At 68.5% G+C, this 25756-nt stretch carries 26 protein-coding genes; 16 read left to right on the top strand and 10 right to left on the bottom strand.

Annotation, left to right across the window (positions count from 1 at the left end):
• The first annotated feature begins 82 nt into the window (after positions 1-82).
• Genes ACTJKJ_RS03650 through ACTJKJ_RS03660 form a run of 3 tightly spaced genes read left to right on the top strand, consistent with a single transcriptional unit; the run spans position 83 to position 2786 of the window.
• Complete coding sequence (locus tag ACTJKJ_RS03650; protein WP_091723268.1) at positions 83-949, top strand: CheR family methyltransferase; 867 nt, start codon at positions 83-85, stop codon at positions 947-949.
• A gap of 12 nt (positions 950-961) precedes the next feature.
• Positions 962-1633, top strand: a complete 672-nt coding sequence (gene cheD / locus ACTJKJ_RS03655; RefSeq protein ID WP_091723265.1) for a chemoreceptor glutamine deamidase CheD — start codon at positions 962-964, stop codon at positions 1631-1633.
• A 37-nt stretch (positions 1634-1670) separates the two neighbouring features.
• Positions 1671-2786, top strand: a complete 1116-nt coding sequence (locus ACTJKJ_RS03660) for a protein-glutamate methylesterase/protein-glutamine glutaminase (protein WP_183478591.1) — start codon at positions 1671-1673, stop codon at positions 2784-2786.
• Positions 2787-2920: 134 nt separating this feature from the next.
• Here the strand turns inward: ACTJKJ_RS03660 and ACTJKJ_RS03665 are convergent, their stop codons facing one another.
• Positions 2921-3415, bottom strand: a complete 495-nt coding sequence (locus ACTJKJ_RS03665) for a hypothetical protein (protein WP_440819632.1) — start codon at positions 3413-3415, stop codon at positions 2921-2923.
• A gap of 163 nt (positions 3416-3578) precedes the next feature.
• On the opposite strand from ACTJKJ_RS03665, the gene ACTJKJ_RS03670 reads away from it, so the two are divergent.
• Positions 3579-4577: a LysR substrate-binding domain-containing protein gene (locus tag ACTJKJ_RS03670; RefSeq protein WP_091723257.1), complete on the top strand. Its 999-nt coding sequence runs from the start codon at positions 3579-3581 to the stop codon at positions 4575-4577.
• Here ACTJKJ_RS03670 and hemW read toward each other — a convergent pair.
• From hemW to ACTJKJ_RS03695, 5 genes are read right to left on the bottom strand one after another with little or no spacing between them, the layout of a single operon-like run.
• Positions 4543-5727 carry a radical SAM family heme chaperone HemW gene (gene hemW / locus ACTJKJ_RS03675; RefSeq protein ID WP_440819759.1) on the bottom strand — a complete coding sequence of 395 codons (1185 nt, stop codon included), beginning with the start codon at positions 5725-5727 and terminating at the stop codon, positions 4543-4545. The two genes, ACTJKJ_RS03670 and hemW, sit on opposite strands and share 35 nt — an antisense overlap.
• 22 nt (positions 5728-5749) lie before the next feature.
• A complete protein-coding gene (rdgB, locus tag ACTJKJ_RS03680; protein ID WP_440819633.1) occupies positions 5750-6355 on the bottom strand; it encodes an RdgB/HAM1 family non-canonical purine NTP pyrophosphatase in 606 nt (201 codons plus the stop codon).
• A 25-nt stretch (positions 6356-6380) separates the two neighbouring features.
• The gene (gene rph / locus ACTJKJ_RS03685) at positions 6381-7115 is read right to left on the bottom strand and encodes a ribonuclease PH (protein WP_183490526.1); all 735 of its coding nucleotides are present in this window, start codon (positions 7113-7115) and stop codon (positions 6381-6383) included.
• Positions 7116-7126: 11 nt separating this feature from the next.
• The gene (locus tag ACTJKJ_RS03690) at positions 7127-8026 is read right to left on the bottom strand and encodes a PP2C family protein-serine/threonine phosphatase (RefSeq protein WP_440819634.1); all 900 of its coding nucleotides are present in this window, start codon (positions 8024-8026) and stop codon (positions 7127-7129) included.
• Positions 8023-8991, bottom strand: a complete 969-nt coding sequence (locus ACTJKJ_RS03695; protein ID WP_058936168.1) for a serine/threonine protein kinase — start codon at positions 8989-8991, stop codon at positions 8023-8025. Before ACTJKJ_RS03695 ends, ACTJKJ_RS03690 begins: the two co-directional genes overlap by 4 nt.
• Before the next feature lie 32 nt (positions 8992-9023).
• Between ACTJKJ_RS03695 and ACTJKJ_RS03700 the strand changes: the two genes are divergently transcribed.
• From ACTJKJ_RS03700 to ACTJKJ_RS03720, 5 genes are read left to right on the top strand one after another with little or no spacing between them, the layout of a single operon-like run.
• Entirely contained in the window at positions 9024-9941 is a 918-nt protein-coding gene (locus ACTJKJ_RS03700) for a YicC/YloC family endoribonuclease (RefSeq protein WP_440819635.1), read from the top strand.
• Positions 9942-9976: 35 nt separating this feature from the next.
• Complete coding sequence (locus ACTJKJ_RS03705) at positions 9977-11413, top strand: Wadjet anti-phage system protein JetA family protein (protein WP_183478586.1); 1437 nt, start codon at positions 9977-9979, stop codon at positions 11411-11413.
• Positions 11410-12102, top strand: coding sequence for a DUF4194 domain-containing protein (locus tag ACTJKJ_RS03710; protein ID WP_183478585.1), 693 nt, complete (start codon positions 11410-11412; stop codon positions 12100-12102). Before ACTJKJ_RS03705 ends, ACTJKJ_RS03710 begins: the two co-directional genes overlap by 4 nt.
• Complete coding sequence (locus ACTJKJ_RS03715; RefSeq protein ID WP_297388705.1) at positions 12099-15725, top strand: SbcC/MukB-like Walker B domain-containing protein; 3627 nt, start codon at positions 12099-12101, stop codon at positions 15723-15725. Before ACTJKJ_RS03710 ends, ACTJKJ_RS03715 begins: the two co-directional genes overlap by 4 nt.
• A complete protein-coding gene (locus tag ACTJKJ_RS03720; protein WP_440819636.1) occupies positions 15722-16888 on the top strand; it encodes a Wadjet anti-phage system protein JetD domain-containing protein in 1167 nt (388 codons plus the stop codon). Before ACTJKJ_RS03715 ends, ACTJKJ_RS03720 begins: the two co-directional genes overlap by 4 nt.
• 5 nt (positions 16889-16893) lie before the next feature.
• On the opposite strand, the gene ACTJKJ_RS03725 is transcribed toward ACTJKJ_RS03720, so the two are convergent.
• Complete coding sequence (locus ACTJKJ_RS03725; RefSeq protein ID WP_091723245.1) at positions 16894-17547, bottom strand: hypothetical protein; 654 nt, start codon at positions 17545-17547, stop codon at positions 16894-16896.
• A gap of 309 nt (positions 17548-17856) precedes the next feature.
• Positions 17857-18303 carry a hypothetical protein gene (locus tag ACTJKJ_RS03730; protein ID WP_440819637.1) on the bottom strand — a complete coding sequence of 149 codons (447 nt, stop codon included), beginning with the start codon at positions 18301-18303 and terminating at the stop codon, positions 17857-17859.
• A gap of 277 nt (positions 18304-18580) precedes the next feature.
• Between ACTJKJ_RS03730 and ACTJKJ_RS03735 the strand changes: the two genes are divergently transcribed.
• From ACTJKJ_RS03735 to ACTJKJ_RS03760, 6 genes are all read left to right on the top strand, one after another.
• Positions 18581-19111 (top strand): glycoside hydrolase family 108 protein, encoded by a 531-nt coding sequence (locus ACTJKJ_RS03735; RefSeq protein WP_440819638.1) that lies wholly within the window; start codon positions 18581-18583, stop codon positions 19109-19111.
• 81 nt (positions 19112-19192) lie between these two features.
• Positions 19193-19711 carry a DUF2589 domain-containing protein gene (locus ACTJKJ_RS03740; RefSeq protein WP_091723236.1) on the top strand — a complete coding sequence of 173 codons (519 nt, stop codon included), beginning with the start codon at positions 19193-19195 and terminating at the stop codon, positions 19709-19711.
• Positions 19712-19822: 111 nt separating this feature from the next.
• Positions 19823-20434 carry a DUF2589 domain-containing protein gene (locus ACTJKJ_RS03745; RefSeq protein WP_091723232.1) on the top strand — a complete coding sequence of 204 codons (612 nt, stop codon included), beginning with the start codon at positions 19823-19825 and terminating at the stop codon, positions 20432-20434.
• Between the two features lie 72 nt (positions 20435-20506).
• Positions 20507-20902 carry a hypothetical protein gene (locus ACTJKJ_RS03750; RefSeq protein WP_440819639.1) on the top strand — a complete coding sequence of 132 codons (396 nt, stop codon included), beginning with the start codon at positions 20507-20509 and terminating at the stop codon, positions 20900-20902.
• Between the two features lie 50 nt (positions 20903-20952).
• A complete protein-coding gene (locus ACTJKJ_RS03755) occupies positions 20953-21489 on the top strand; it encodes a hypothetical protein (RefSeq protein WP_440819640.1) in 537 nt (178 codons plus the stop codon).
• 19 nt (positions 21490-21508) lie between these two features.
• Positions 21509-22615, top strand: a complete 1107-nt coding sequence (locus tag ACTJKJ_RS03760; RefSeq protein WP_440819641.1) for a hypothetical protein — start codon at positions 21509-21511, stop codon at positions 22613-22615.
• Between the two features lie 4 nt (positions 22616-22619).
• On the opposite strand, the gene ACTJKJ_RS03765 is transcribed toward ACTJKJ_RS03760, so the two are convergent.
• Both ACTJKJ_RS03765 and ACTJKJ_RS03770 read right to left on the bottom strand, forming a co-directional pair.
• Entirely contained in the window at positions 22620-23261 is a 642-nt protein-coding gene (locus ACTJKJ_RS03765) for a response regulator (protein ID WP_175538194.1), read from the bottom strand.
• Between the two features lie 305 nt (positions 23262-23566).
• Positions 23567-24151: a TetR/AcrR family transcriptional regulator gene (locus ACTJKJ_RS03770; protein ID WP_440819642.1), complete on the bottom strand. Its 585-nt coding sequence runs from the start codon at positions 24149-24151 to the stop codon at positions 23567-23569.
• 201 nt (positions 24152-24352) lie between these two features.
• Between ACTJKJ_RS03770 and ACTJKJ_RS03775 the strand changes: the two genes are divergently transcribed.
• Entirely contained in the window at positions 24353-25678 is a 1326-nt protein-coding gene (locus ACTJKJ_RS03775) for an outer membrane protein transport protein (protein WP_440819643.1), read from the top strand.
• The last annotated feature ends 78 nt before the right edge of the window (positions 25679-25756 follow it).

Consider the following 25756-nt stretch of genomic DNA (forward strand, 5'->3'; position numbering starts at 1 on the left):
ACACAATCAAACTAACGATTGCCGACAATGGCGGCCATCCGGTGCTACGGCATCTCACCTTCGAAGAAGTCCAAACAGCCTCATGCGCCCAGGTCAACCGGTCTCGTTCGCGGCCCCGTCCCCGGTCGAGGCGATCGATCACGAGTTCAGCTTCAGCCGCGCCGACTTCGAACGCGTGCGCCAGCTGATCTACCAGCACGCCGGCATCTCGCTGCACGACGGCAAGCATGCGATGGTCTACAGCCGGCTGTCGCGCCGGCTGCGCGACACCGGCCATCGCAGCTTCGCCGACTACCTCCAATGGCTGGAGGGCGTCAGCGGCCCGCAAGGCGACCAGGAGTGGCAGGAGTTCGTGAACTGCCTGACCACCAACCTGACGTCGTTCTTCCGCGAGGACCACCACTTCGTCTCGCTCAACGACGACCTCAAGGCGCTGACCGGAAAGCCGATCCGCATCTGGTGCTGCGCCGCCTCCACCGGCGAGGAGCCCTACTCCATCGCGATGACCTGCCAGGAGTCGCTGGGCCCGAGCTCCGGCGTGCAGATCATCTCCAGCGACATCGACACCAACGTGCTCAACACCGCGCGTCGCGGCGTCTACGCGGCCGAATCGCGCGGGCTCTCGCCGCAGCGGCTCAAGCAGTTCTTCCTGCGCGGCACCGGCGCCAACGAGGGCCGCATCCGCGTCAAGCCCGAGCTGGCCAAGATGATCGAGTTCAGGACGCTGAACCTCATGCACACCTCGTGGTCGCTGGGCGATCCCTTCCACGTCGTGTTCTGCCGCAACGTCATGATCTATTTCGATGCGCCGACGCAGCGCAAGGTGCTGGAGCGCATCCACAAGGTGATGCGTCCGGGCGGGCTGCTGTTCGTCGGGCATTCCGAGAACTTCACCGATTCCCGCGATCTCTTCCGCCTGCGCGGCAAGACGATCTACGAACGCGTTTAACGGAACACCCCCATGACCCTGCCTTCCGCCTCCTCCGCGATGCAGCAAAGCGCGGCGCTGGCCAGCGCCGGCGCGGCGCGCGTGGCCCAGCTCAAGACGGTGTCCCGCAAGAATGGCGAGGCCTCGTTCTTCTTCTACGACGCGCACTTCAAGAACGCCGCGGTCAAGGTCCTGCCCGGCGAGTACTTCGTCGACAACGACGACCTGCTGGTGATGACGACGCTGGGGTCGTGCATCGCCGCCTGCCTGTGGGACCGCCACGCGCAGATCGGCGGCATGAACCACTTCATGCTGCCCGAGGGGCATGGCGACTCGGGCCGCTACGGCTCCTTCGCGATGGAACTGCTGATCAACGAGATGATGAAGCGCGGCGCCGCCAAGAGCCGCATGGAGGCCAAGATCTTCGGCGGCGGCGCGGTGATCTCGGGCATGAACACGATCAACGTCGGCGAGCGCAACACCAACTTCGTCATCGACTTCCTGAAGCTGGAGCGCATCCCCATCGTGTCCAAGGACGTGATGGACGTGTACCCGCGCAAGGTCTGTTTCCTTCCGAAGAGCGGCAAGGCGATGGTCAAGCGCCTGGCGCCGACCAACACCGATGCGCTGGTGCAGCAGGACAAGGCCGCCGCGCAGCGGGCCCAGCCGGTGGCGAGCACCGGCGGCTCGATCGATCTGTTCTGAGACGGCAGCGGCCGGAAGTACCGAGGAGTAAGCAGCAATGGCCAAGACCACCGTCGTTGTCGTGGACGATTCCGCGCTGGTGCGCAGCATCCTGACCGAGATCATCAACCGCCAGCCCGACATGCAGTGCATCGGCGCGGCCAGCGATCCGCTCGCGGCGCGCGAGATGATCCGCAACCTCAACCCGGACGTGATCACGCTGGACGTCGAGATGCCGAAGATGGACGGCCTGGACTTCCTGCAGCGGCTGATGCGGCTGCGGCCGATGCCGGTCGTGATGGTGTCCACGCTGACCGAGCGCGGCGCCGAGGTCACGCTCAAGGCGCTGGAGCTGGGCGCGGTGGACTTCGTCGCCAAGCCCAAGATCGGCGTGGCCGACGGCATCCGCGCGCTGGCGCAGGACATCACCGACAAGATCCGTATCGCCGCCAAGGCGCACATCCGCCGCCTGAACGCGCCCGCGCCGGCCGCGGCGCCGGGCGCCCCCGCCGCGGCCGGCGGCGCGACGCCGCCCCTCAAGCCGGCCTCGCCGATCGCCAACCTGGGCCGGCTGTCGACCGAGAAGATCATCTTCATCGGCGCCTCCACCGGCGGCACGGAGGCGACCAAGGACGTGCTGATCAACCTGCCGGCGGACTGCCCCGCGGTCTGCATCACGCAGCACATGCCGCCGGGCTTCACCCGCAGCTACGCGGCGCGGCTGGACGGCCTGTGCAAGATCCGCGTCAAGGAAGCCCAGGACGGCGAGCGCATCCTGCCCGGCCACGGCTACATCGCGCCGGGGGGCATGCACTTCAGCGTGGAGCGCTCGGGCGCCAACTACATCGCGCGCGTGCAGGACGGCGATCCGGTCAACCGGCACAAGCCGTCGGTGGAGGTGCTGTTCAACTCGGCGGCGCGCGTGGTCGGCCAGAACGCGCTGGGCATCATGCTCACCGGCATGGGCGCCGATGGCGCCAAGGCGATGAAGACGATGAAGGACGCCGGCTCCTACAACTTCGTCCAGGATGAGGCGACCTGCGTCGTCTTCGGCATGCCGCGCGAGGCGATCAACGCCGGCGCCGCCGACGAGGTGCTGCCGCTGCAGCAGATCGCCACCCGGCTGATCGAGCGGCTGCGCAGCACCGCGGGCATGTCGCTGAACCGGGTTTGACGAGTTTGACGCTTTGACGGATGCGGGCCGCGACGGCCCCGCTCCACAGCAAACGGGCGCCGACGAGGCGCCCGTTTGCATTGCCTTTGCCGCTCACGGCAGGCCGGCGGAGGTCAATCCCGCTGCGCCCGGCCTCACCGGCCGCGTCCGGGCTTCGCGTCGTCCGTCCGGTCCGCGACGGGCAGCGCCCGGGCGGTTCCCGTCACCGCCGTCGCGCGGTCATTGCCCGCCGCGACCAGCAAGGCCCGGCGCTCGGCCTGCGCGCGGGCCTGCTGCTGCGCCTCCTGCTTGGCCAGCCGCTGCTCACGCGCGGCGATCTGCAGTTCAGCATTGACGTCGTTGAAGGCGTTGGCGTTCGAGACCAGCGCCAGCGCCGAGACGATCGCGATCAGCACCGTCAGCGCCGGACCGATCACCGGGAAGCGCGTCCAGGGGGAATAGGCGTAGCACGGCAGTTCCGGCGTGAGCCGGGCCGGTCGGCCGCTGGCGGCCAGGGCGGCCGCGCAGGACGAGGCGGCGCGGGCGACGGCCTGATGCGCGGCGCGGACCGGCGCGGCAGTGGGCGAACAGGCCGGCGAGCGAGCGGCAAAGGCGGTCGGGAAACGGGGGCTGATGTCGGGCTCGTTCATGGTCGTTCCTTCGTTCATCGGGGTTGGTCGGGGGTAAATGCTGGTAATCCTAGGTGCCCAACAAGCGCGCTCCAAACGCTATATCCTTGCCTCCTTGTGCAGCCAGACTTTCCAGGAAGTCGCTACAGTCGCCCCGCCCGCCGCCTGACCAAGGACCCTTCCGATGCGACTCCCCCGCCTGCCGCTCCAGTACCTCGCCGCCTTCCGGGCGGCCGCGCTGCACCAGAACCTGCGCGCGGCCTCAGAGGAGCTCAACCTGACGCACAGCGCGGTGAGCCAGCAGATCCGCGCGCTGGAGACGCAGCTGGGCTTCGATGTCTTCGACCGGCAGGGCCGGCGCGTGGTGCTGAACGCCGCCGGCGCGGCGCTGCTGCGCGGCGTCGAGCGCGCCTACCAGGAGCTGGACCAGGGCCTGCGCGCCGCCACCGCGGCGCATGGCATCGAGCAGCGCAGCCTGCGCGTGACGGTGCTGCCCTCCTTCGCGCAGCGCTGGTTGTTGCCGCGGCTGGGCCGCTGGCACGCGCGCCACCCGGAGGTCACGATCGAGATCGAAGCAACCGCGCGGCTCGTCGACCTGGAGCGGGAGAAATTCGACCTCGCGTTGCGACAGGGCCTCGGCCCGTGGCCGGGACTCGACAGCGAACCTCTGTTCGACTTGTCGATGCTGCCGGTCGCGTCACCGGCGCTGGCGCATCAGCTGATCGGGCAGCCGCTGGAGGCGCTCGCGCAGGCGCCGCTGCTGGGCGACGCGTCGCAGTGGGAGGACTGGTTCGCGCAGGCGGGCCTGCGGCGCCAGGTGCTGCCGGTGGCGATCTTCAATGACTTCGGCATCCTGCTGCAGGCTGCCGAACAGGGCATGGGCGTGGGCCTGACGCGCGAGCTGCTGGCGGCGGACGCACTGCTCGACGGCCGGCTGGTGCGCGTCGCGCCGCGGCAGGCGATGCTCAAGGAGCCGCAGCGCTACCACATCGTCTACACGCCGAAGTCGCGCGAGGAGCCCGCGGTGCGGGCCTTCGTCGCGTGGCTGCACGAGGAGACGGCGCAGTCGCGCGCGGCGCTCGACGGCGCCACGACCTGCCTGTCGACCGGCCGGATGACCGCGGCCGCGCCGCCGCGCGGCGACGCGATCACGATGCCAGGAACAGCGCCTGCAGATCGCTGAGGAAGTCGAAGCCGCGCGGCGTGGCGCGGATCACGGCCGGATCGGGATCCAGCAGGCCTTTCGCGCGGCCCTGTGCCATCGCCTGGGCGATGGCGGACGGCGGCAACCCGGTGCGCTCGAGGAAGCTCTGCATCGTCACGCCCTCGCGCAGGCGCAGCGCGTTGAGCATGAATTCGAAGGGCAGTTCCGAGCGCGCGACCTCGTGCTCGTTGGACACGGCCTGGCCTTCGGACGCCTTCTGCATGAAGGTCGCCGGATCGCGCCAGCGCACCTGGCGCAGGAGGCGGTGCGCGAAGCTCAGCTTGGTATGGGCGCCGGCACCGATGCCGAGGTAGTCGCCGAACTGCCAGTAGTTGGTGTTGTGCGTGCAGCGGTGACCGTCCCGCGCGTAGGCCGAGACCTCGTAGCGCTGCATGCCCTGGGCGCCGGTGCGCGCGGTGATGAGGTCCAGCATGTCGCTGGCCAGGTCCGGATCGGGCAGGTGCTCGGGCGGCGCATTCGCGAAACGCGTGTTCGGCTCGATCGTCAGGTGGTAGACGGACAGGTGCGGCGGATCGAAGGCCAACGCGGTGCCCAGGTCCTCGTCAAGCTCGGCCAGCGTCTGCTCCGGCAGCGCGTACATCAGGTCGATGTTGAAGGTCCCGAAGGACCGCGCGGCCTCGGCGATCGCGGCGCGCGCCTGCGTGCCGCTGTGGATGCGGCCCAGCGCCTGCAGCTTGCGGTCGTCGAAGCTCTGCACGCCGATGGACAGCCGCGTCACGCCCGCCTGCGCGAAACCGGCGAAGCGGTCCGTCTCGAAGGTGCCGGGATTGGCCTCCATCGTGATCTCGCAGCCCGGCTCCAGCGGCAGCCGGGCGCGCAGGTCGGAGATCAGTTCGGCGATCTGCTCCGGCGCGAAGAGGCTGGGCGTGCCGCCGCCGATGAAGACCGACACCACCGGCCGGCCCCAGACCAGCGGCAGCGCGGCTTCCAGGTCGGCCCGCAGCGCGGCCAGGTAGGCGCGCGCGGTGTCGACGTCGAGCTCGCGGCCATCGCGGTACTCGTGCGAGTTGAAGTCGCAGTACGGGCACTTGCGGATGCACCACGGCAGGTGCACGTACAGCGACAGCGGCGGCAGCGCCGACAGCGTCAGCGTGCCGGGCCGCATCATGCGGATGATGTCGGCCACGGGATCAGCCCAGGTGCCAGCTCTCGCGCATCTGGCGCAGCAGGTCCTGCGACGCGAGCGCGCGATGGCTCAGGCGGTTCTTGAGCTCCGCGCCGAGCGCCGCGACGCTCTGGCCGAGCTCGGGAATGAACAGCAGCGGGTCGTAGCCGAAGCCGCCCTCGCCTTCCTCGGCGCGCAGGATCTCGCCCTGCCAGCGGCCCAGCGCGATCAGCGGCTCGGGGTCGTCGGCCGAGCGCACCGCGACCAGCGCGCAGACGAAGCGTGCGCGCCGATCCTCGATGCCATCGAGCTTCTCGAGCAGCACGCGGTTGTTCTCGGCGTCGCTCTTCTCGCGGCCGAACAGCGTCGCGTAACGCGCCGACAGCACGCCGGGCATGCCGCCCAGCGCCTCGACCGCCAGGCCCGAGTCGTCGGCCAGCGCTGGCAGGCCGCTGGCCCTGGCCGCGTGGCGGGCCTTGGTCAGCGCGTTCTCGACGAAGGTGTGGAAGGGTTCTTCCGCCTCCGGGATGCCGAGGCTGCCCTGCGTGACAAGCTCGATGCCCAGCGGCTCGAACAGCGCCTGCAGTTCCTTCAGCTTCTTCGCATTGTTGGAGGCCAGGACCAACTTCATCGCTTGCTCCAATCGGGAACGGGATTTACTTCAGGCCGAGGGCCTCGCGCTGCGCGACGAGCAGCTCGCGGATGCCCTTCTCGGCCAGGTTCAGCAGCACGTCGACTTCGGCGCGGGTGAAGGCCACGCCCTCGGCGGTGCCCTGCAGCTCGACGAAGTGTCCCGCGCCGGTCATGACCACATTCATGTCGGTGTCGCAGGCGGAGTCCTCGACGTACTCGAGGTCCAGCAGCGCCCGGCCCTCGTGGATGCCCACGGAGATGGCGGCCACCGCGTCCTTGAGCGGCGAAGCGGCGATCTTGCCCTGCGCCAGCAGCCAGGTCACCGCGTCATGCGCGGCCACGTAGGCGCCGGTGATGGCCGCGGTGCGGGTGCCGCCATCGGCCTGGATCACGTCGCAGTCGATCTGGATCGTGCGCTCGCCCAGCTTGGACAGGTCGAACACCGCGCGCAGCGCGCGGCCGATCAGGCGCTGGATCTCCTGCGTGCGGCCGGACTGCTTGCCGCGGGCGGCCTCGCGGTCGCTGCGGGTGTGCGTGGCGCGCGGCAGCATGCCGTACTCGGCGGTGACCCAGCCCTCGCCGCTGCCCCGCTTGTGCGGCGGCACCTTCTCCTCGACCGAGGCGGTGCACAGCACCTTGGTGTCGCCGAACTCGATCAGCACGGCGCCCTCGGCGTGGCGGGTGTAGTGGCGGGTGATGCGGACCGGACGCAGGGCGTCGGCCGCGCGCCCATTCGGGCGGCTGGCAGTGCTGCTCATGGGGAATTCCTTCAGTGGGGCTTCTTGCCGGCCTTGCGGATCGCGTCCTGGATCTCGCGCACGGCGGAATCGATCTCGGCTTCGTCGAGCTGCACGTCCTGGGTCGCGCCCTGGATCGTGGAGGCAAAGCCCTGGTCGTCGAGGTCCTGGGTGGAGATGGAGTCCGGGGCATCGCCCTCGCCTTCCCATTCCACCGCCAGGGCGGTGACGTTGTCGCTGCGCGCGCCGGCCTGGCGCAGCGCCTGCTCGACCAGCTCCGGCACCGCGTCGCCGACCGAGCGGCTGTCCGACAGGTGGCGCAGGATGTCCACGTCGCTCACCGAGCTCCACAGCCCGTCCGAGCACAGCAGCATGCGGTCGCCGTTCTGCAGCAGCACCGGGCCGTTGACGTCGATCATCGGCTTGCCGGGGCTGCCCAGGCAGGTGAACAGCACATGGCGGTTGAAGCGCTCGGCGCCGGTCGCATGGCGGCCCAGCGCCTCCTGCAGCTCGCTGTAGGAATGGTCCCGGGTGCGGGCGATCAGCTCGGCATCGCGCAGCAGGTACATGCGGGAGTCGCCACAGTGGGCCCACCAGATCTGGCCTTGCTGCATCAGCCCGACGACGATGGTCGTGCGCGGCGTGTCGTTCATGCCGCGCTGCTGGGCGTAGGCCAGCAACTGCTGGTGCGCGAGCAGCACGGCGGTCTCGAGGAACTGCGAGGGCTGCTTGATCACCGGCTGCGCGTCGCGCTGGAACAGCGCGGCCACGTTCTGCAACGCGAGGTGGGCGGCGACCTCGCCGTCCGGGTGACCGCCCATGCCGTCGGCCAGTGCGAAGAGGCCGGCCTCGCGGGTATAGCAATACCCCATCCGGTCCTCGTTCTTCTCCCGGCCGCCACGGCGGCTCACCTGGTAGACGGAGAACTTCACGCCTTCGCCCCGGTCTTCAGGTTCTCCAGCTGCAGCTTGAGGCGCTCGCTGAAGCTGAGCTTGGTGTAGCGGCGCTCGGTCTCGCGCGACAGTTCCTTCTGCAGCGCGAAGACGCTCTGCGGACGGGTCAGCGGGTCCAGCGACATGCACCACTCGGTCACTTCGAGCAGGTTGTCGGAATACACGTTGCGCAGGCGCGAGAGCGACAGGCCCAGGCGGTCCTTCTCCAGGCGCTGCGGCGCGTCGTTGGGCGGGTAGCCCTGCATGCACGCATAGATGCAGGCGCCGATCGCGTAGATGTCGGTCCACGGGCCCAGCGAGCCGTCGCGGCGGTACATCTCCGGCGCGGCGAAGCCCGGCGTGTACATCGGGCGGATGAAGTTGCCTTCCTTGGACAGCACCTCGCGCGCCGCGCCGAAATCGAGCAGCACCGCCTTGTTGTCGTTGGTGATGAAGATATTGGCCGGCTTGATGTCCAGGTGCAGCATCTTGTGCTGGTGCACGATGCGCAGGCCTTTGAGGATTTCGTCGAAGAGCGACCGGATGGTCGATTCGCGGAACACCTTGTCGCGCTTCAAATCGCGCGCGGTCACGATGAAATCCTGCAGGGTATCGCCCTGCAGGTAATTCATGACCATATAGACGGTCTCGTTCTCGCGCAGGAAATTCAGCACCGAGACGACGCTCGGATGCGAAATTTGCGCGAGGGAACGGCCTTCCTCGAAAAAGCTCCGCAGCCCCAGACGGTACAGGGGCTGCTTTTCAGGCTTCACTCGAGGCGTGAGTTCGCCGGGGGATCGTTCTGCAAGGGACGAGGGGAGGTATTCCTTCAGCGCCACCAAATGATGGTCGGGGTCTTCGGCCAAATACACGACGCCGAATCCACCCGCAGCCAGCTTTTTGATGATCTGATAGCCCCCCACCACCGTGCCTGCGGGCAAGGGCGCCGGTTTCGGCTTTGACATAATCGCGGTTTCGATTGTTCTACCGATAGCTGATGCCAGTTTACAGCATGACCGGTTATGCCAGCGCCACGGCACAACCCGCGAACTCCGGCGAAACCCCTAGCCCCGCCGCCACGCTGGCGGTCACGGTGGAGGCGCGCTCGGTGAACGGCCGCTTCCTGGACCTCAGCTTCCGCATGCCCGACGAGCTGCGCTCGCTCGAGCCCGCGCTGCGCGAGCTGGTCTCGGGCAGCGTCAAGCGCGGCAAGATCGAGCTGCGCATCAACACGCAGCGCGATGCCGACAGTTCCTGGCCGAACCCGCAGCCGGAGCAGTTGAACCGGCTCGCGCGACTCGAATCGCAGGTGCAGACCTGGCTGCCGAAGGCACAGGGGCTGAGCGTCCAGGAGGCCTTGAACTGGTGCAAGACCGGCACGACCGGCGCCTCCGCGAACGACGAGACGGTGCTCGAGGCGGCGCGCCAGTGCATCAAGGGATTCCTGGAAGCGCGAGAGCGCGAAGGCGCCAAGCTCGTGACGATGCTGAAGCAGCGCGTCGCCACTTTGCGGGACCTCGCCACACAGGCCGAGCCGCTGATCCCCGCCGCCGTGCAGCGTCAGCGCGAGCGCTTCCTCGAGCGCTGGCAGGAGGCGCTGAGCGCCACGGGCGCGGCGCAGACGATTTCCGAGCAGACGCTGCAGGAGCGCGCGATCAACGAGGCGGCCGCGTATGCGCTGCGCATCGATGTCGCCGAGGAACTGACGCGGTTGCGCGCTCACCTGGACGAAGTCGAGCGCCTGCTGAAGAAGGGCGGCGAGATCGGCAAACGGCTGGATTTCCTGATGCAGGAACTGCATCGCGAGGCCAACACGCTGGGATCGAAAGCGGTGGCCATCGAGCTCACCAACATCTCGGTGGAAATGAAGGTGGCGATCGAGCAGCTGCGGGAGCAGGTGCAGAACATCGAGTGACCTCTGGCGGCCAGAAGCAACTGATCGCGCAGCCCATGCAGTTCTTCGCCCCACCCCGCGAACACTTCTTCCGCCCGCTCACGCACGACAACCGCGAGCTCTGTGCGGCCGTCCTGCGCGCGCTGCATGAGCGGGTGCACGGGGCCAACGCCGACTATGCAGAAACGCTGACCCGCGACATCGTGCTCGAAGTCATCCTGCGTGCCCTCGCCGATCCCAAGCTGCGCGCACTGGCCTCCGACACCGGACAACCGGTGCGGCCTGAGGAAGAACGCGCCTACGCAGGCGAACTGCTGCGCAAACTCAAGGAGCATGGCTGGCTGGAGGACTACCGCGACCCCATCGATCTCAAGCCCACGCTCAAGCTCAGCCGCGCCGGCAGGGCCTTCAGCGAAACCTTCGCCAACCTCGACGACTCACGCACCAAGACGCGCCAGCGCAACATGCGCTCGGCGCGCAAGGCGCTGGCCGCTTTCATCGCCACGCGAGACGCAGACGAACTGCTGGATGCTCAGGAATTCGCCAGCCGCGTTGTGCAGGATCTGCAAGACGACATCGAGTACTTCCGCCATCTCATTCAGAGCCTCACTCGCGAGGCCCTGGCGCAGAAGGTCGCATGGGACGAGTTCAACGACTTCATCGAAAAGCGCTTCATGCGCGAGTACGCGGTGCGCCTGGTGGCTGACTCGGCCGAGCGCCACCGGGGCCAGATCATCGAGGCACTGGACCAGGTGCGCGCACTGGACGGCGAACTGCGCGCTCTGGCCGATGGCCACCTGCTTCAGCGAGCTCCGTGGCTGGAGCAGGAAGTACAAGGGCGCAGCCCGCTGCTGTGGCTGTGCGACCGCATCGAGAACATGGTCGAAGCGGCGTGCAGCCTCAAGCTGCCGATGCTGCGCTCGGAAATGAACAACTACGTGCGCCGCTTCACCAGCCTGCTGCGGCAAGCGCTGTCGCTGGACTATGGCGCCGAATCGGCGCTGGGCCGCACGATGGCCTGGCTGAAGGAGCGGCCGCAAACGCAGCGCGAGGCCCTGCTGGATGCACTGGGGGAGCGCCTGGCGACCAGCGAGACCCGGTTGCCTGGCGGTGTGCTTCGCTGGACGGTGCGTGACCGCGAGGCAGGCCATGCCGTGCAATCGCCGCTCGTAGTGGATGACGAGAGCCGGCTATCCGCCGTCCTGCGGCGCGCTGAGGCCGCGGCGTTCACCTTCAGCGACCGCGATGTGCTGCGCGGCCTGCTGCCCCTGCTGGAGCGAGGTCCTATCGCCCTGGACACCCTGCCCGTCGAGAATGCAGCGGATGCCGTGCGCGTGCTGCACGCCGTAGGGGCAGCGCGTTCGACTGAAGGTCGCCAGCTGCGCGTGCGCGCACGCAGGACCGGCGAGCAGCTGCGCAACGAGTTCTTCGCGGCGGACAACTATGTGCTGGATGCGCCGGCCATCGACGCTTCCGAACCCCCGTCCCGATGACGCAATCGCTCGCTCATTTCATCGAACAACGGCTTGCCACCGAAGGCGCCGGCAATGTAAAGCCGGCCCGTTTTTCAGAACTGGCCGGTCGGCTGCTGGCCACCGGCGTGATCTGGCGCGACTACTCGCAGCCCGATGCTCGGCACTACGACGACGCGTTGCAGTGCGAGCAGTTGCTGCGCGAATGGTTCGGCTGCATGGGTTTCGTGCTGGTGCACGATCCCGACGCCAGGCTGCTGCGCCTGTACCCACCGGGCGAAGGTGGCGGCGAGGATGACGAAGATGGCGTCAAGCGGTTGCGCGCCCGCCTGTCGCGCGACTTCGTGGCCGCGGTCATCGCCTTGCGCTTTCTCTACACCGAAGCGCTCACCGGCCGGCGGCCACTGGTTGACGAACGGCTGGCCATCAGCCTCGAGGAGCTGTCGCAGGCCGTCGTATCGCTGCTCGCGCACCGGCTGCCGAACTCGGCCACCGAGCGCATGGCGCTGCTGCGCGACCTGCGCAAGCACCGTGTCGTTCACTTCGTGGAGGGCGACGATGCTGGCGACATGCAGATGGGCCTCGCGGTGTTGCGGCCTGTCATGAGCTTCGTGAGCGATGAAGCAATGGACGACGCACTGCGGCTGGCCGGCCGCAAGGTGCCGGCGTCAGCGGCACCGGCCGCGCCGCATCAGGACGATTCACCGTGAAGATCGGCCGGCTCCTGACGTGGCATTGGGGTTCGCTCGAAGACCGCGAATGGGTCTTCGCCGACACCGTGCTGCTCACCGGCGAATCAGGGTCGGGCAAGTCCACGCTGCTCGACGCCATCCAGACCCTGCTGACGGCCGCGCACCAGCACCTAGTGCAGTTCAACATCGGCCAGGACGAATCCACGCAGAGCCGTCGCGGCGGCAAGGAGCCGCGCACGCTGGCGGCCTATGCCCTGGGCCAGCAGGCCGACGGCGTGTTCCTGCGCACGCGCTCGACCAGCTACGTGGGGATCGTGTTCGAGCCCTCGGAGAGCTCGGAGGAGCAGGCGCCTCCTTTCACGGCACTAGTCGGCGTGGAGGCCTTTGAAGAGGGCCGGCGAGCCGTGCTGCAGGGCCAGCCCCAGTTCTTCATCGTGCGCCGCGCCTTGTCGCTGAAGGATCTGGCGCGGCGCGGCGGAGAAGCCCTGGGTGATGCGCCACTGCCGCTCAAGGAGTTGTATCTGCAGTTGCAGCACCGTCTGCAAGCCGGCAAGGAAACCGTGGTCCAGCGCTTCCCCGACAAAGGCGGCTATCTGCAGCACCTCTACGGCGCCTTGATGGGCAAGACGGCGGTGGGCGAGAACGAAGCCGTGCGCGCGGCCAAGTCCATCGTCAAGGCCATGGCCTACAAGGAACTGGGCAACGTCAACGACCTGGTGCGTGACGAGATCCTGGAGCCGCACGACTTCAGCCGCGATCTCGACAAGATGCGCGAGTTGATGCGTTCCATCGCTGGACTGAAAGCCGAAGCGGAGCGCCTGCAGGCCAACCTCGATCGGCTCGACGCCGCCGGCGAGCGGGCCGACGCCGTGCTCGAGGAAGCTCGCCGCTTCGTCGTCACCACGATCGCCCACGCGCTGCGCATGCACAGCGAGGCGCACGACGAACTGGCCTCGGTGAAGCGTCAGATTGCGATGCAGGAAAGAAGGCAAGGCCAGTCAGCCGATAGGCTGGCCTCGCTCGACGCCCAGGACACCGAGCTGCGCGAGCAACTCGGTGCGGTGAAGCAGCGCCTGTCGGGCAGCGAGGTGGCCCAGAAGAAGGACACGCTGGAGAACCAGATCCGGCTGCAATCCGACCAGTTCCGCCTGCACTGGACCCGCGTGCAGGAGGCGGCGCGCGGCATCGGCGCCATGGCGTCGCAGTTGGAGCAGTTGCTGGCGCTCGACTTGTCGACCGTGCCTGCGCTGGGCGACGCCGTGCAGACGCTGCGACCGGCCGCTTCAAGTGTGCTGAAACCGTGGCCGGACATGGGCCGGGCCTACGCTCGCCCGGCCCAGCTCGATGTGGAACTGCCCGCCTTCGAGCTGGAAGCCTTCGACGCCAGCCTGGCAACCTTGCAACGCGGCATCCACGAGGGCGACGGGTCGGTGCAGGCGGCCGTCGTGCAGGCGCTCGCCGATGCGGGTGCGCGCATGAAGAACTTGAAGGACGAGGCGGAGCAGCGCGACGCGGAGCTGCGACAGCTGCAGGCCGGTCGCAGCGTGGCCCCGCGCGACACCCACGAGGCCGTGGCTCTGATCGAGCGCGAGCTGCCGCAGGCTCGCCCGCACCTGCTGGCCCAGTTGGTGGAACCGCGGTCCGGCAGCACGTGGCAGAACGCCATCGAGGGCTACATGGGTGGCGACCGCTTCGCGATCATCGTCGAGGCGGGGCACGAGGCGCGCTGTGCACGGCTCGTGAAGCAGCGCTTCCCCGTGCGCTCGCCCAAGGTCGTGCAAGGCCGCAAGGCCATGGAAGACACCGAAGGCCGCCAGCTCGAAGCCCGCGCCGTGCTGCACGAGCTGGTGTGCAAGCATCCTGTCGCCAACGCCTTCCTGATGGCGCAGTACGGCCGCGTGCGCAAGGTCGACAGCGAAGAAGAACTCGCCCGCACCCCGCAGGGCCTGATGGAGCAAGGCCTGGGCAGCCGGGGCTACGGCATGTTCTCCTGCCGCGCGCCGGACAGCGACCTCGCTTTCGGCGAAGCGGCGCGGCAACGCCGGCGCCAGTGGTGCGAGGAGGAACTCTCGCGGCTGGCGCGCGACATGCGGGCACTGCAGGTGCTCGACCAGTCCTTGAAGGCCGTCGCGCGCATGTTCAGCGGTGCGGCCTTCACGCCGTTGTCGCCTCTGCTGCTGGCCGTGCTCGAGAGCCAAGCGCAGCATGCAACTGCCGAACAGGCGCTGAAGGCGCTGGACTTGTCTTCCATCGAAGGGTTGGAAGCCGAACGAGTTTCACTGGGCAAGAAGATTGACGAGATCAAGCACCAGCGCGACGAAGAAGTGGAGCAGATCGGCGCCGGGAAGAAAGAGATGGCAGATCTGCTTCGCCGTGAGGGAGCGCTCGATCAACGGCTGCCGGAGCTGGAGATCGCGGTGACGAACGCCACCGTGTGGGCCGCTCGCTTCGCCGGCGCCACGCCGGAGCTGGCCACCGAAGCTCAACTGATCGCCGATGCCCATACGCTGGCAGCCGAGGCGGAGACCAGCCTGGACGCCCTGCGTCACCGCGTGCAGACGCTGCGCGAGAACCTGCCGCGCACGCTTCGCGAGCTTCAGCAGGCGGTTGCCGCCTACCTGAGCGGCGCGCGCGATGACAGCGAGCGCTTCGCCTGGAGCGACCCGCCGCGCAGCATCGACCGCATCGAGGAACTGCTGCCGCCCGTCTTCCAGACCCGAAACGCCATCGCGGAGCAATCCCGGCGGCAGCGCGCCATCGGCCTGGCCGACAACGCTCGGTCTCTGCAGGAGGCTGAAGCGAGCTTCAACCACGTCTTCACCAGCAGCTTCTGCTTCAAGGTGCGCGACGATGTGAAACAGGGGGCCAACACGCTGTCCCGGCTCAACCGCCACCTCAAGGGCATCCGCTTCGGCAACGACAGCTTCGAGCTGGAATGGGACTGGATCCCTCGCATGCAGAAGGTGTGCGAATTCTTCGACGCGGTCGAAGGCGCGGTGGAAGGGCTGGAACATGATCGCGGCTCGATCTTCGAGTCGACCCGTCTCAGCGACGAGCAACGCGCCACCGCGCAGGAGATTCGCCGCCTGCTGCTGGCCAACGACCAGGGCGCCAGCGAACGAGCGCTCAAGGAGATTGCCGACTACCGCAACTACCGCCGATACGACATCATGCGCACCAGCCCGGTCGGCACGACCCGGCTCTCCACCTGGGGCACGGGCTCAGGCGGCGAACTGGAGACCCCGTTCTACGTCGTGCGCTCGGCGGTGCTTGCCCATGCACTGGGCCACTTCGGGCGGGAACGGCGCGAGGCCCCGGCACTGCGGCTGATGCTCAGCGACGAGGCGTTCTCGAAGATGGACGAGTCGCGTTCACGCAGCGTGCTGCAATTCCTGTCGCGCACGCTGGGTCTCCAACTGGTCGTTGCGATGCCGACCTCGAAGTCCGGCGCGGTGAAACCGGAGTTCGAGAAGGAGTTCACCTTCTCCAAGGTGCTAGCGCGGCGAGACGGTCAGGAGCTGTTTATCAGCGAGGTACAGGAAAAGACACTGCACCGTGATGCCTTGGCGCGCCTGTGGGACGCACACGCGGCACAGGCCCGCGAGACCGCCCGCAAGGATTGGGATGCGAATCGGGTATGACGGCAATGCTTGCGGTCCACCCGTTCATCCAGCGTTTGGCCATGGCTCTGCTCGCCAAGGCCGAGCGCAGTACCGGTCAAGGCCCCGTGCGCCTGCCCCTGGACCGCAAGACCGCACCCGAACTGCACGCCGCGGCCCACGCCGACCAGTTGCAGCTGCTGATCATGCTGCTGGATGACCTCTGCGAAACAGGTTGGGTCGGCCTGCAGATCGAGCCGCCGCGCGCGTTCTCCAGCTTCACCGATCGCAAGCCAAGACTCGAGCTTCGCAATTTCGATGAGTTGGCCGCTTGGGCCGGCTACACGCCCCAGGCCTTGCGCTGGCAGCGGCAGTGGCTGGAGCATCTCGCGATGCAATGGGCAACCGCGGCGGCATCAACGTCGATCGTGCCCAACGACCCGCGGATGGTCCTCGACTACCTGGCACGCAACCCGATGACGCAGTTGGAAGGGCTTTCGCTTGACGAGGCCACGCGCAGCCTGTCCGCGTTGATCGGCCTGTGCCGCTCCGGGCGGTCCATGGCGCTGCGCGAGGCGTCCGCCCGCGTGTTTCAGGGGCGATCCAAGCTGTTGGACAGCCGGGATGAGCTGCTGCGCCTGCTGGGCGCCGTCCCGGGGCAGTTCTCCGAACCGCCGATACAGCTCCTGCTGGCGCTGCCAGGCGACGGCAGCTTCACGGACGTGCTCTTCGTCGAGAACCTCGTGACCTTCGAGCACATGGCTGACATGCGTGCTCCCGCCTGGGACCGCAGCCTGCTCGTCTATGCCGCCGGCTTCCGCGGCAGCGCACGGCGGCTGCGCTCGCGTTCGGGTTCTCGCCTGTATCTGCGCATGCCATCGGCCGGAGGGGACCTGTCAGCCGCCGAGTCCTGGCTCTTCGGTGCGGCGCAGGTGCCTGTCAGCTTCTTCGGTGACCTCGACTTCGCGGGCATGCAGATCCTTGCCAGCCTGCGCGAGGTCTTCCCCGGCGCGGGCGCCTGGCACCCTGGTTATCGCGCCCTGACGCGCTTGCTGCCCCAAGGCGGGCATCTGCCGGATCAGGCATCCAAGGGTCTGCAGGTCGACCCCGGCGAGACGGGTTGCGGCTACGCCGACCAGGAATTGCTGCCGGCGATGCGCCTGCATGGCCGCTTCGTCGACCAAGAGGCGTTCGGCTTGACATAGGCCGTTCAGCCGAAGCGCCAGCATCGCTGGTGGACGACTGCCTCGACAAAGCGGCGGATACTGAATCGACGGGCTCGACGTGGCTCGAAAGCGGGATCGATGACAGCCAGACCATCGAAGAGCGACGGTTGAACCTTGGCCCTGATGCCGCACGACTTCAAGCGCTTGCGCAAGGTCTGGACGGCGACTCGCAAGTCTGAGGCGAGTGCCTCGACGTCCCAGTCAAACCTCATTAGCAGCAGCACGTAGGCCGACGCCTCCGAGTAACTGTGCCGGACGATCTTCGAATAGTCGACCTCGTCCTCGGCTTGCTGCAGTCGAACCAATGGGTCGGAATCCAGTGGCGAGGTGAGCAAGCGCGCCAAGGCACCTGCCGCAACGTCGGCGTCTTCCTGGTCCCAGTCCTTGTCGATGCGAACGGCGCAGCGCATCTGCTTCTCGGCAAACTTCACGAGCTTGCAGTAGAGCCACTTCAGCACGGAGTCCTGATCGCCAGGATCGCTGAAGTCAACCGGGTAACCGCGGCGCTGCTCAATGTCGGCCGCAACGAGCCAAGCCTCCTGCTTGACGTCCTCGACATTCATGTCGCCGCGCGTCGCACCGGCGATGCGCCGGAGGGCTGCAGCCTGATCTCTCAGGAACTCGCTGATGGCGTGCACGCGAGCAGCACCTCAGTAAACGAACGCGGGTTCAATCCCAGGACCATGTCCAATCCCCTCGGAACTCTGCGCCCGCGATAGTTCGGCATTTCAGCACTTGTGTCCAGCCGCTGAGCTGCAACGACGCGTCAACGAGTGACAGCGAGGCGGGTAGCAGTGGCCGGCGCACATTCTTGGGGGCTCGCGATGGGCGCGCTCGAAGGTCGTTTGCTGGAATTGCTCTCGCCTCGGAACGCGACCGGCCGCCGCTCATGATGGAACAGCGGCCGACGTGCGCACGGCCCCGGGAGCAGCGTGAGCCGACGGTGGTCAGGAGGGCGTGCCCGCGCTGCAGCAATACGCCAGCAGGAAAGTGTTGTTGCTGTCAGCGCCCGTCTTGGAGGCGGCGATCTCCGCGTTCAGCTTATGCATCGCCACCCCATCCGGGCCCACATCCGACAGGTCGGGGTCCGACAGGTCGGCGGTGTTGAAGTCGTGCACGTCCAGCCGCACCGTCTTGCCGTCCGCCGTCGTCGGATTGGCCAGGGCCCGATCCTCGACGGCGAACTTCTCCTCGCGCTTCGCGACGGCGCCGACCTGGCCTTTGCAGCGGCCGTGGGTGCCGGACATGATGTGGATCGTGTGTCCCTCGCCGCGCAGCCCCGCGGCGATGGTTTCCACCGCCTTGGCCACGTGATCGACCGTGCATCGGCCGTGAAAGCCCCAGATCTGCACGCCGGTCGGGGTTGCTGCGGTGATGTTCACCAGTGTGGGCATGGTGTTTCTCCTTGAATGGTGGAAGAGAACGCATCCGGCTCCGGATGCGCCCTCATTCGATGCCGCCGCGCCCACGCGCGAAATCGGCGCCCCTCCCACACACGCCCTCCAAGTTGCCGAGGCCTTCTCGGCCATTCCCACCACGCGCTCGCGGCACCCCGCCGCTGCCCCTGTCGCGCGCACCTGCCAACGATGACGGCCATGCCGCCGGGTCTTCCGGCGCTGCCGGCCGCCCCGGTCCGGACCTTCGTCGATCCCAACCTTGAGGTGCCACGACATGGCCGATTTCAACCAGTACCTGCCGACCCTGCTCCGCTTCGAGGGCGGCTACGTCAACGACCTCCAGGACCCGGGCGGTCCGACCAACATGGGCATCACGCTCAAGACCTTCCAGGGCCTGGGGCCGTCGGCGGGCTTCACCGACACCAGCCTGGAGGCGCTCAAGCGGCTGAGCCAGGCGGACGCGGGCCGCCTCTACAAGCTCAAGTACTGGGACGCCGTCGACGCCGACGCCATCGCGCTGCAGCCGCTGGCGGAGATGCTGGTGGACTTCCACGTCAACGCCGGCGGCCACGCGATCCGCGTGCTGCAGGAACTGCTGGTCGAGCGCGGCGCCGCCATCAAGCCCGATGGCGCCTGGGGCCCGCAGACCGCGCAGGCGCTGCAGCGCATCGACCCCACGGACGCCTACCGCGCCCTGCGCGCGCGCCGCATCGCCTACTACGAGCGCCTGGCCGCCCGGCAGCCCGACCTGCGCAAGTTCCTCAAGGGCTGGCTCAACCGCGTCAACGCCTTCCCCGTGCTCTGACGCCGAGCCCCGCGGCGCCGCGCCCGCGCGCGCCGCCCGCCACCACCGACCTCCAACCATTCCGCAGGGAAGGACCCTCCCATGAGCTCACGTGTCGACTTGAAGGAACTCATCGAGGCGCTCGCCGGTGCCGTCATCGATGCCCAGGACCGCATCGAGCAGCACCAGATCGCCAAGCTCGGCCAGTACTTCGACGAGGACAACCGCCCGCGCACCGTCGTCATGCGGCTGCCGTCGATGCAGCCCGACGCCGAGCCCGGCACCGAGGACCTCTACCGCGCGCCGCTGCTCGGCCTGGTGCCGGCCAACGCGCTCAAGATCAAGGACGTCGAGATGCGCTTCGACGTCGACCTCGGCGCGCTCTCCGACGACGCGCTGCCCGGCGCCCGCCCCACGGCCACCGGCAGCGACTGGCAGGGCCCGGCCGGCGCCGCGCGCAAGAGCGTGCAGGTCCACACCCGCGGCCCGCTCGTGGGCCGGCGCAGCACCGCGCACGTGGTGCTGCGCGTCGAGGGCTGCGAGCCCACCGAAGGCCACGCGCGCCTGGTCGGCCAGCTCAACCAGGTGCAGGGCGTCTTCGACACGCAGCAAACGCTATGAGGCCAGGCCGGCCCGCCGCCGGCCCGCCATGGATCGGCGGACGGCACCGCCGATGCCGGCGCCGCAACGGTTGTGGCGCCGTCGTGACCCTGCCGATTCAAGGAGCACTGAATGCCTTCCGATCTCGTCAACATCGCCGACCAGTACAAGGGTCTGCCCATGGGCGAACTCATCGGTTCGCCGCTGACGGCCGCCTGCGACGCGCAGATCCGGCTCGCCAAGGCGACCGCCGACTTCATCCAGACCGTCGGCTTCGACGCCGACGCCAGCGGCAATCCGGGCGCGACCCGCCAGGTCAACTTCAACTTCAAGCGGCCCACGGCCAACACCAACAGCGCCGACGGCACCTTCTACGAGGAGCAGGTGGAACTCAGCGTGCCGCTGCTGGCCATCGTCAAGGTGCCCAACCTGAGCATCACCAAGGTGGACATCGTCTTCGACATGGAAGTGAAGTCGTCCTTCGCGTCCAAGGAGCAAAGCAGCGCGCAGGCCTCCGCCTCCGGCACGGCCAGCGTGGGCTTCGGCCCCTTCAAGGCGTCGGTGACGGTGAGCGGCTCGGTGTCCTCGCACAAGGAGAACACGCGCAGCTCGGACAACTCGGCCAAGTACCACGTCGAGGTCCACGCCGTTGACGACGGCATGCCCGAGGGCCTGGCGCGGGTGATGGACATCCTGCAGTCCGCCGTGGCGCCGCGCAAGGTCGGCGCGCCGACCCCCGTCTGACCCGGGCCCGAGCGCCCGCCACGCAGGTCCGTCCGCGCCCGGGCGCGGGCGGGCCTGCCCCTCGGAGCCGTCATGTTCGATCAAAGCAACGTCAAGTACATCAAGCGCCTCGTCGTGGGGAGCGACAACCCGGCGCGGCTGTGCACGCGCGAGGAGACCGAGGCCCAGATGGAGGAGCTCAACGACTGCCTGTCCGGCGCCTCGCATCCGCGCGGCACGCTGCTGGCGGTGGAGCGCAGCTTCACGCTGGTGCGCATCGGCGACCACCAGGTCGTGCTCGAGTGGATGGCCTATCACGTCGGCTTCGCGCGCAAGCCGGCGCCCAAGCCGCCGCGCCAGGCGAGCGCCGCCGCCGCCCCGGCGCCGCACGATGCGCCCGCGGCCGCCGGCGCGGCCCGGGCCGGTACCCCCGCGGAGGCCGGCGAGGTGACCGACCTGCCCTCGACCGACGTGGCCGACCCGGCCTGACTTCAACCCCTGTCTTCAACACTGCCGCGATACGCGGCCCAGGAGATCCCATGATCGCTTTCCGGAAGAATCGCCGTCCCGCCCCGGGACGTTTCGCGCCAGCCGCCTACGCGGTCTCGGTGTCCGTCTCGCTGGCCGGCGCGCTGGTGCTGCTGTTCGCGCCGCTGCTGCCCGCGAGCGCCTGGGCGCAGCCGGCGTCCGCCGCGGAGGATCCGCCGGCGGCAACCCTCACCGGCCGGATGACGCTCAAGACCCAGCCGGGCGAACTGCCGCGGCTGGTGCCGGTGACGCTCACGCCGCAGGCCAAGGGCGGCTACGACGTCCACTATGAGGAACAGCTCCGCTGCCACGTCGTGCTGGCGTACAACGGCTACGTCCCGGAGGCGGGGCATCTGTACACGGCCTCGGTCGCCGGGACGGCTTCGGGCGGCATGGCCGCCTACTGCTCCAGCGTCGGCGGCAAGGGCAAGCGCGTGCTGCTGCGGCCGCTCGGCGGTGGCCAGCCGGGCTACTCGTACGAGGACCAGGCCCCGTCCGGCAGCCCGGTCCTCGTCGCGCCGGCGGCCCCGGCCAAGCGGTCGCCATGAGCGCCCGGCGCTGACGGCCATGGCCGGCCCGCCCGCCATCGCAACGCCCTCCCCGGCATCCGGCGCGGCCGTTCCCGCCGGGGCGGCGCCGCAGGACCGCCTGGAGGTGCTGGCGCAGCTGCGCGCCGAGATCACCGCGATGCTGCGCCACGCGCTGGCGACGGGGCGGGAAGTCCCGCCCGCGCTGATGCGCACGGCGCTCGAGGCGCTGAGCCCCGGCGACGACACGCCGGCGCCGGGCGCCGCCGCGCGGCCTCCTTCGGCGGGCGATCCGGAGACGCTGTCGCGGGTCCACGCGCGGCTGGCCGCGCTGGTCGCGCCCGCGCGTCCGGGCACCTTGCGGCTGATGCACGCCGCGCGCGACACAGGCGCGCTGCCGCTGCTCGGTCCGATGCGCAACGTGCGCTGGCTGACGCTGGCGGCCTTCGGCTGCCTGGTCGCGTTCATGGTGGTCGCGCAGTCGCCGCTGATCGACGGGCCTGCGCTGTCGTCCGACCTGCTGGCGCTCAACGGGTTCCAGCAGGTGGCCGTGACCACCCTGCTGCTGACCGCCGCGGGCCTGGGCGCGACCTTCCAGGCGCTGTTCACCGCCCAGACCTACGTCTCGCGGGCCACCTACGACCCGCTGTACGACGCTTCGTACTGGATCCGCATCGGGCTGGGGCTGGTGTCGGGCCTGATGCTGGCGGTGCTCATCCCGATCGACAGCGTGAACAACGCGGGCTCGCTGCAGCGCCCGCTGCTGGCGCTGCTGGGCGGTTTCTCCGCGCGCCTCACCCACCGGGTGCTGCAACGCCTGGTGGACACCGTGGACTCGATGTTCGACAGCGACCGCCAGCAACTGGTCGAGCAGACGCGGGCCCACTCGCAGGCCGAGGCGCGGCAGTCGGCGATGCAGACGCGGCTGGCGCTGGCGCGGCAGCTGATGGGCGTGCAGGGCGAGCTGCTGGCGGCCGCGCCGGACGACGCGGCGCGGCAACGGCTGTCGGCGATGCTGGACGAGCTGCTGGCGGGAGCGCCAGCGTCCGGCGCGGCCGCCCCACCGGACGAACCGGGCGCGCCCGGAACTCCCGGAACGCCGGGCGGACCGGGCACGTCCGGCGTGCCGGACGGGCCCGGTGCCTGAGCGGTCACGGACGGGCGAGTCCCTCCCGGATGGCGTAGCGGGTGATGTCGGCCACGCCGCGCAGTCCGAGCTTGTGGACCGCATGCTCGCGGTGCGAGGCCACCGTCTTCTGGCTGACGCCGAGCTGCGCGGCGATGTGCTTGGTGGACAGCCCTTCGGCGAGCAGTTGCACGATCTCGCGCTCCTTGGGCGTGAGCCGGACGAAGGCGCTGGGCGCGGCCGCCGGATGAGCGCAGGCGATGACGGCGGCCTCGGTCAATGAGGGGCTCAGATAGAACTGGCGCCGTCCGAGCGCGCCGATCGCGCGCACCAGCTCATCCACGCCGCTGTCCTTGGCGAGGATGCCGCTGGCGCCGGCGTCGAGCGCCGCGCGCATGCGATGCGGCGGTTCCTCGTCGGCCAGGCAGAGCACGCGGGTGGAGGGCGATGCCGCCACGATGCGCTGCGTCGTGTCGACGCAATTGAGCCCGGGCAGCTCCATGTCCATCAGCACCACTTCCGGGCGCAGCCGCACGGCCAGCCGGACCGCCTCCTGGCCGTCGCCCGCCTGGGCCACCAGTTCCTGCCCGCCCTGTTCCTGGATCAGGGAGGCCAGGGCCTCCCGCAGCAGTTGATGACGCGCGATCACCATCAATCGAGTTCGCATGCTTGTTTTCTCCCTGTGAATCGAGCCCTGCGACATGGGCTACGTGGGCGATTGCAAACAGGATTGGGAGGCTCCGCAATCGAGGCGATACCGCGAATGAGGTCAGCGATTCACCGAGACGCGCCTCGGTGCGCGACCGCGGCCCGATGGCTGCGCGAGGCAAGGCGCAGAGCGGGTGGGAGATCGGGCGCGCGCAACTGTAATGTCTTGCAGGATCAGCGTTGCGACCTCGCGACTTGGCCTGCGCGCCGCGTGCCGCCAGGGCGAGCGCATCGTCGGTTGTCCGGGCCGGACGCGCACGAGCGTCAATGCAGCTGCAGACGCGCGCGGATCTGGGCCCGGGAACTCTCAAGCACCTTCATGGCGAAGCTCGGGTTCGGGACGGCCCTCGCCAAGGTGAGGGCCCCGACCATCTCCATCTGGACGGAGCGGGCGAGTTCGCGGGGCTGCTCGTAGCCGACTTCCTGGAGCAACGCGGCCAGGACCTCCAACGCCTTCTTCACGCCTTGCTCGAAGGCTTCTCGAACGGGGGACGACATGCGCGGCAGGTCGCTGGCGAGAGCCGCCATGGGACACCCCGCGTCTCGCTGCTCCAGGTGTTCCCGGCTCAGGTAGCGGTCGATGAGGGCCGCCAACCCTGCGTCGGCGGACAGTCCCTCCAGGCATTCCTCCAGGGTGCTGGCGCTCTCCTCGAACATCAAGGTGATCGCCTCCTGGATCAATTCATCCTTGGATCCGAAGTGCGCATAGAAGCCGCCATGGGTGAGCCCGGCCTGGGACATCAGCGCCGCGATCCCGATGTTGTCGGGGCCGTGCAGCCGCACCGCCCTCGCGGCCGCGGCCACGACCTTCTCGCGGGTGCGTTGTTTGTGTTCCGAGTCGTAGCGCATAGCCCCCTCAACCATTCGAGTGCGGTCCGCTGGTCCCGCAGACCAGCCCGCAGTTCTCGGAAATCATACGGTTCGGATTGGACTGAGCTCCCCAACCCGTGGTCCGCCGTTTTATATTACGCTCAACATTCAATGCGCTGATCGGGCGCATCTACCCATCAATCGACGGGCTGGGAAGCCCTGCAAGAGGAGACCGAGAAGATGATGTTCCGCAAGAATCACCGGCAGTCGATGCTCGTGTTCGTCACCGGGATGGCCTGTGCCACCCTGGGCCATGCCGCGGCCTTCAAGCTGAAGGAACAAAGCGCGGCGGGTCAAGGTCGGGCTTTCGCCGGCTCGATCAGCGAAGGCGGGGATGCCTCCGTGATCGCGAACAACCCCGCCGCCATGGCCCTGCTCGACGGACGCCTCTTCCAGGCGGATGCGGCGGTCGTGAACTACTCGGCCGAGTTCAATGGCGCAGGCCGCGATGCGCTCGGACGCCCGCTTTCCGGCGGCAATGGCGGCGACGCGGGACAGACCGCGGCGATTCCGTCGCTGTACTTCCACTCGCCGTTGACGGACCGGATCCATCTGGGTTTCTCGGTGACCGCTCCCTTTGGATTCAAGACCGAATACGACGATGGCTGGGTCGGCCGCTACCAGGGCGTCAAGACCTCGCTGAAGGTCATCGACGCTGGCGTGTCCGGCTCCTACAAGGTCAACGAGGCGCTGTCTCTGGGGGTCTCGGTGTTCGCCGAACGCCTGGATGTCGAGCTCCGCAACGCGGTGGACTTCGGCGCCCAGTTGGCAGCCTCCCGTGTCCCCGGATTCCTGCCCACCAGCGCGGATGGCTATCTGGACGTCAAGGGAGACAACACCGAAGTGGGCTATACCCTGGGCGCGCTGCTGCGTCCCGCTGAAGGCACCACGATCGGCCTGGCCTATCGCTCGGAGGTCAAGCACAAGGCCAAGCGCGCGGACGTCAGCTTCACGATCCCGGCGGCCGCGAACGCCGTGCTCTCCGTGGCGGCACCGAACACCTTCGTCAACACCACCGTCAATACCGAGCTGACGATGCCCGCCTCGTGGACGCTCAGCCTCAGCCAGCGGCTGAACGATCAATGGACGGTGATGGCCGACTACTCCCGTACCGAGTGGAGCAAGTTCGACAAGGTCGTGCTGGACTTCGCGTCGAACCTGCCAAATCAGACGCTGGACTTCGGCTACCGCGACTCGTCGTTCTACTCGGTGGGGGCCGAGTACAAGCTGAACGACGGCTGGACCCTCCGAGGCGGCTTCGCCTACGACCAGACGCCGGTCACCGATGCCGTGCGGGATGTGCGCGTTCCCGATGTGAGCCGCAGGTGGTTGTCGCTCGGCGCGACCTGGCGCGCAAGCAAGCAGCTCGCCTACAGCATCGGCTTCACCCACCTCTTCATCAAGGACACCAGCGTCAATCTCACCTCGCCTTCCGCCAGCACGCTGCAAGGGACCTACAAGGTGGGCAGCGACATCCTGGCGGTCTCCGCGCAGTACAGCTTCTGAAGGGAGCGGCCCTCGCTCTTGAGGTCCTTCCGCTCGCGTTTCAAGCAGTCGTCAGGCGAAAGCATCGGCGCGCCGACT

This window comes from Roseateles sp. 22389 (genome assembly GCF_052044995.1).
Lineage (GTDB): Bacteria > Pseudomonadota > Gammaproteobacteria > Burkholderiales > Burkholderiaceae_C > Roseateles.

What these genes read in the sequence shown, in the direction of transcription:
- ACTJKJ_RS03775 (WP_440819643.1), top strand. Translation starts at nt 24,353, where the DNA reads ATGATGTTCCGCAAGAATCACCGGCAGTCGATGCTCGTGTTCGTCACC.
- ACTJKJ_RS03770 (WP_440819642.1), bottom strand. Translation starts at nt 24,151, where the DNA reads ATGCGCTACGACTCGGAACACAAACAACGCACCCGCGAGAAGGTCGTG.
- ACTJKJ_RS03650 (WP_091723268.1), top strand. Translation starts at nt 83, where the DNA reads ATGCGCCCAGGTCAACCGGTCTCGTTCGCGGCCCCGTCCCCGGTCGAG.
- ACTJKJ_RS03665 (WP_440819632.1), bottom strand. Translation starts at nt 3,415, where the DNA reads ATGAACGAGCCCGACATCAGCCCCCGTTTCCCGACCGCCTTTGCCGCT.
- ACTJKJ_RS03695 (WP_058936168.1), bottom strand. Translation starts at nt 8,991, where the DNA reads ATGTCAAAGCCGAAACCGGCGCCCTTGCCCGCAGGCACGGTGGTGGGG.
- ACTJKJ_RS03740 (WP_091723236.1), top strand. Translation starts at nt 19,193, where the DNA reads ATGAGCTCACGTGTCGACTTGAAGGAACTCATCGAGGCGCTCGCCGGT.
- ACTJKJ_RS03720 (WP_440819636.1), top strand. Translation starts at nt 15,722, where the DNA reads ATGACGGCAATGCTTGCGGTCCACCCGTTCATCCAGCGTTTGGCCATG.
- ACTJKJ_RS03755 (WP_440819640.1), top strand. Translation starts at nt 20,953, where the DNA reads ATGATCGCTTTCCGGAAGAATCGCCGTCCCGCCCCGGGACGTTTCGCG.
- ACTJKJ_RS03730 (WP_440819637.1), bottom strand. Translation starts at nt 18,303, where the DNA reads ATGCCCACACTGGTGAACATCACCGCAGCAACCCCGACCGGCGTGCAG.
- ACTJKJ_RS03765 (WP_175538194.1), bottom strand. Translation starts at nt 23,261, where the DNA reads ATGCGAACTCGATTGATGGTGATCGCGCGTCATCAACTGCTGCGGGAG.
- ACTJKJ_RS03745 (WP_091723232.1), top strand. Translation starts at nt 19,823, where the DNA reads ATGCCTTCCGATCTCGTCAACATCGCCGACCAGTACAAGGGTCTGCCC.
- ACTJKJ_RS03735 (WP_440819638.1), top strand. Translation starts at nt 18,581, where the DNA reads ATGGCCGATTTCAACCAGTACCTGCCGACCCTGCTCCGCTTCGAGGGC.
- ACTJKJ_RS03670 (WP_091723257.1), top strand. Translation starts at nt 3,579, where the DNA reads ATGCGACTCCCCCGCCTGCCGCTCCAGTACCTCGCCGCCTTCCGGGCG.
- cheD (WP_091723265.1), top strand. Translation starts at nt 962, where the DNA reads ATGACCCTGCCTTCCGCCTCCTCCGCGATGCAGCAAAGCGCGGCGCTG.
- rdgB (WP_440819633.1), bottom strand. Translation starts at nt 6,355, where the DNA reads ATGAAGTTGGTCCTGGCCTCCAACAATGCGAAGAAGCTGAAGGAACTG.
- ACTJKJ_RS03710 (WP_183478585.1), top strand. Translation starts at nt 11,410, where the DNA reads ATGACGCAATCGCTCGCTCATTTCATCGAACAACGGCTTGCCACCGAA.
- hemW (WP_440819759.1), bottom strand. Translation starts at nt 5,727, where the DNA reads ATGATGCGGCCCGGCACGCTGACGCTGTCGGCGCTGCCGCCGCTGTCG.
- ACTJKJ_RS03660 (WP_183478591.1), top strand. Translation starts at nt 1,671, where the DNA reads ATGGCCAAGACCACCGTCGTTGTCGTGGACGATTCCGCGCTGGTGCGC.
- ACTJKJ_RS03700 (WP_440819635.1), top strand. Translation starts at nt 9,024, where the DNA reads ATGCCAGTTTACAGCATGACCGGTTATGCCAGCGCCACGGCACAACCC.
- ACTJKJ_RS03760 (WP_440819641.1), top strand. Translation starts at nt 21,509, where the DNA reads ATGGCCGGCCCGCCCGCCATCGCAACGCCCTCCCCGGCATCCGGCGCG.
- ACTJKJ_RS03750 (WP_440819639.1), top strand. Translation starts at nt 20,507, where the DNA reads ATGTTCGATCAAAGCAACGTCAAGTACATCAAGCGCCTCGTCGTGGGG.
- ACTJKJ_RS03705 (WP_183478586.1), top strand. Translation starts at nt 9,977, where the DNA reads ATGCAGTTCTTCGCCCCACCCCGCGAACACTTCTTCCGCCCGCTCACG.
- rph (WP_183490526.1), bottom strand. Translation starts at nt 7,115, where the DNA reads ATGAGCAGCACTGCCAGCCGCCCGAATGGGCGCGCGGCCGACGCCCTG.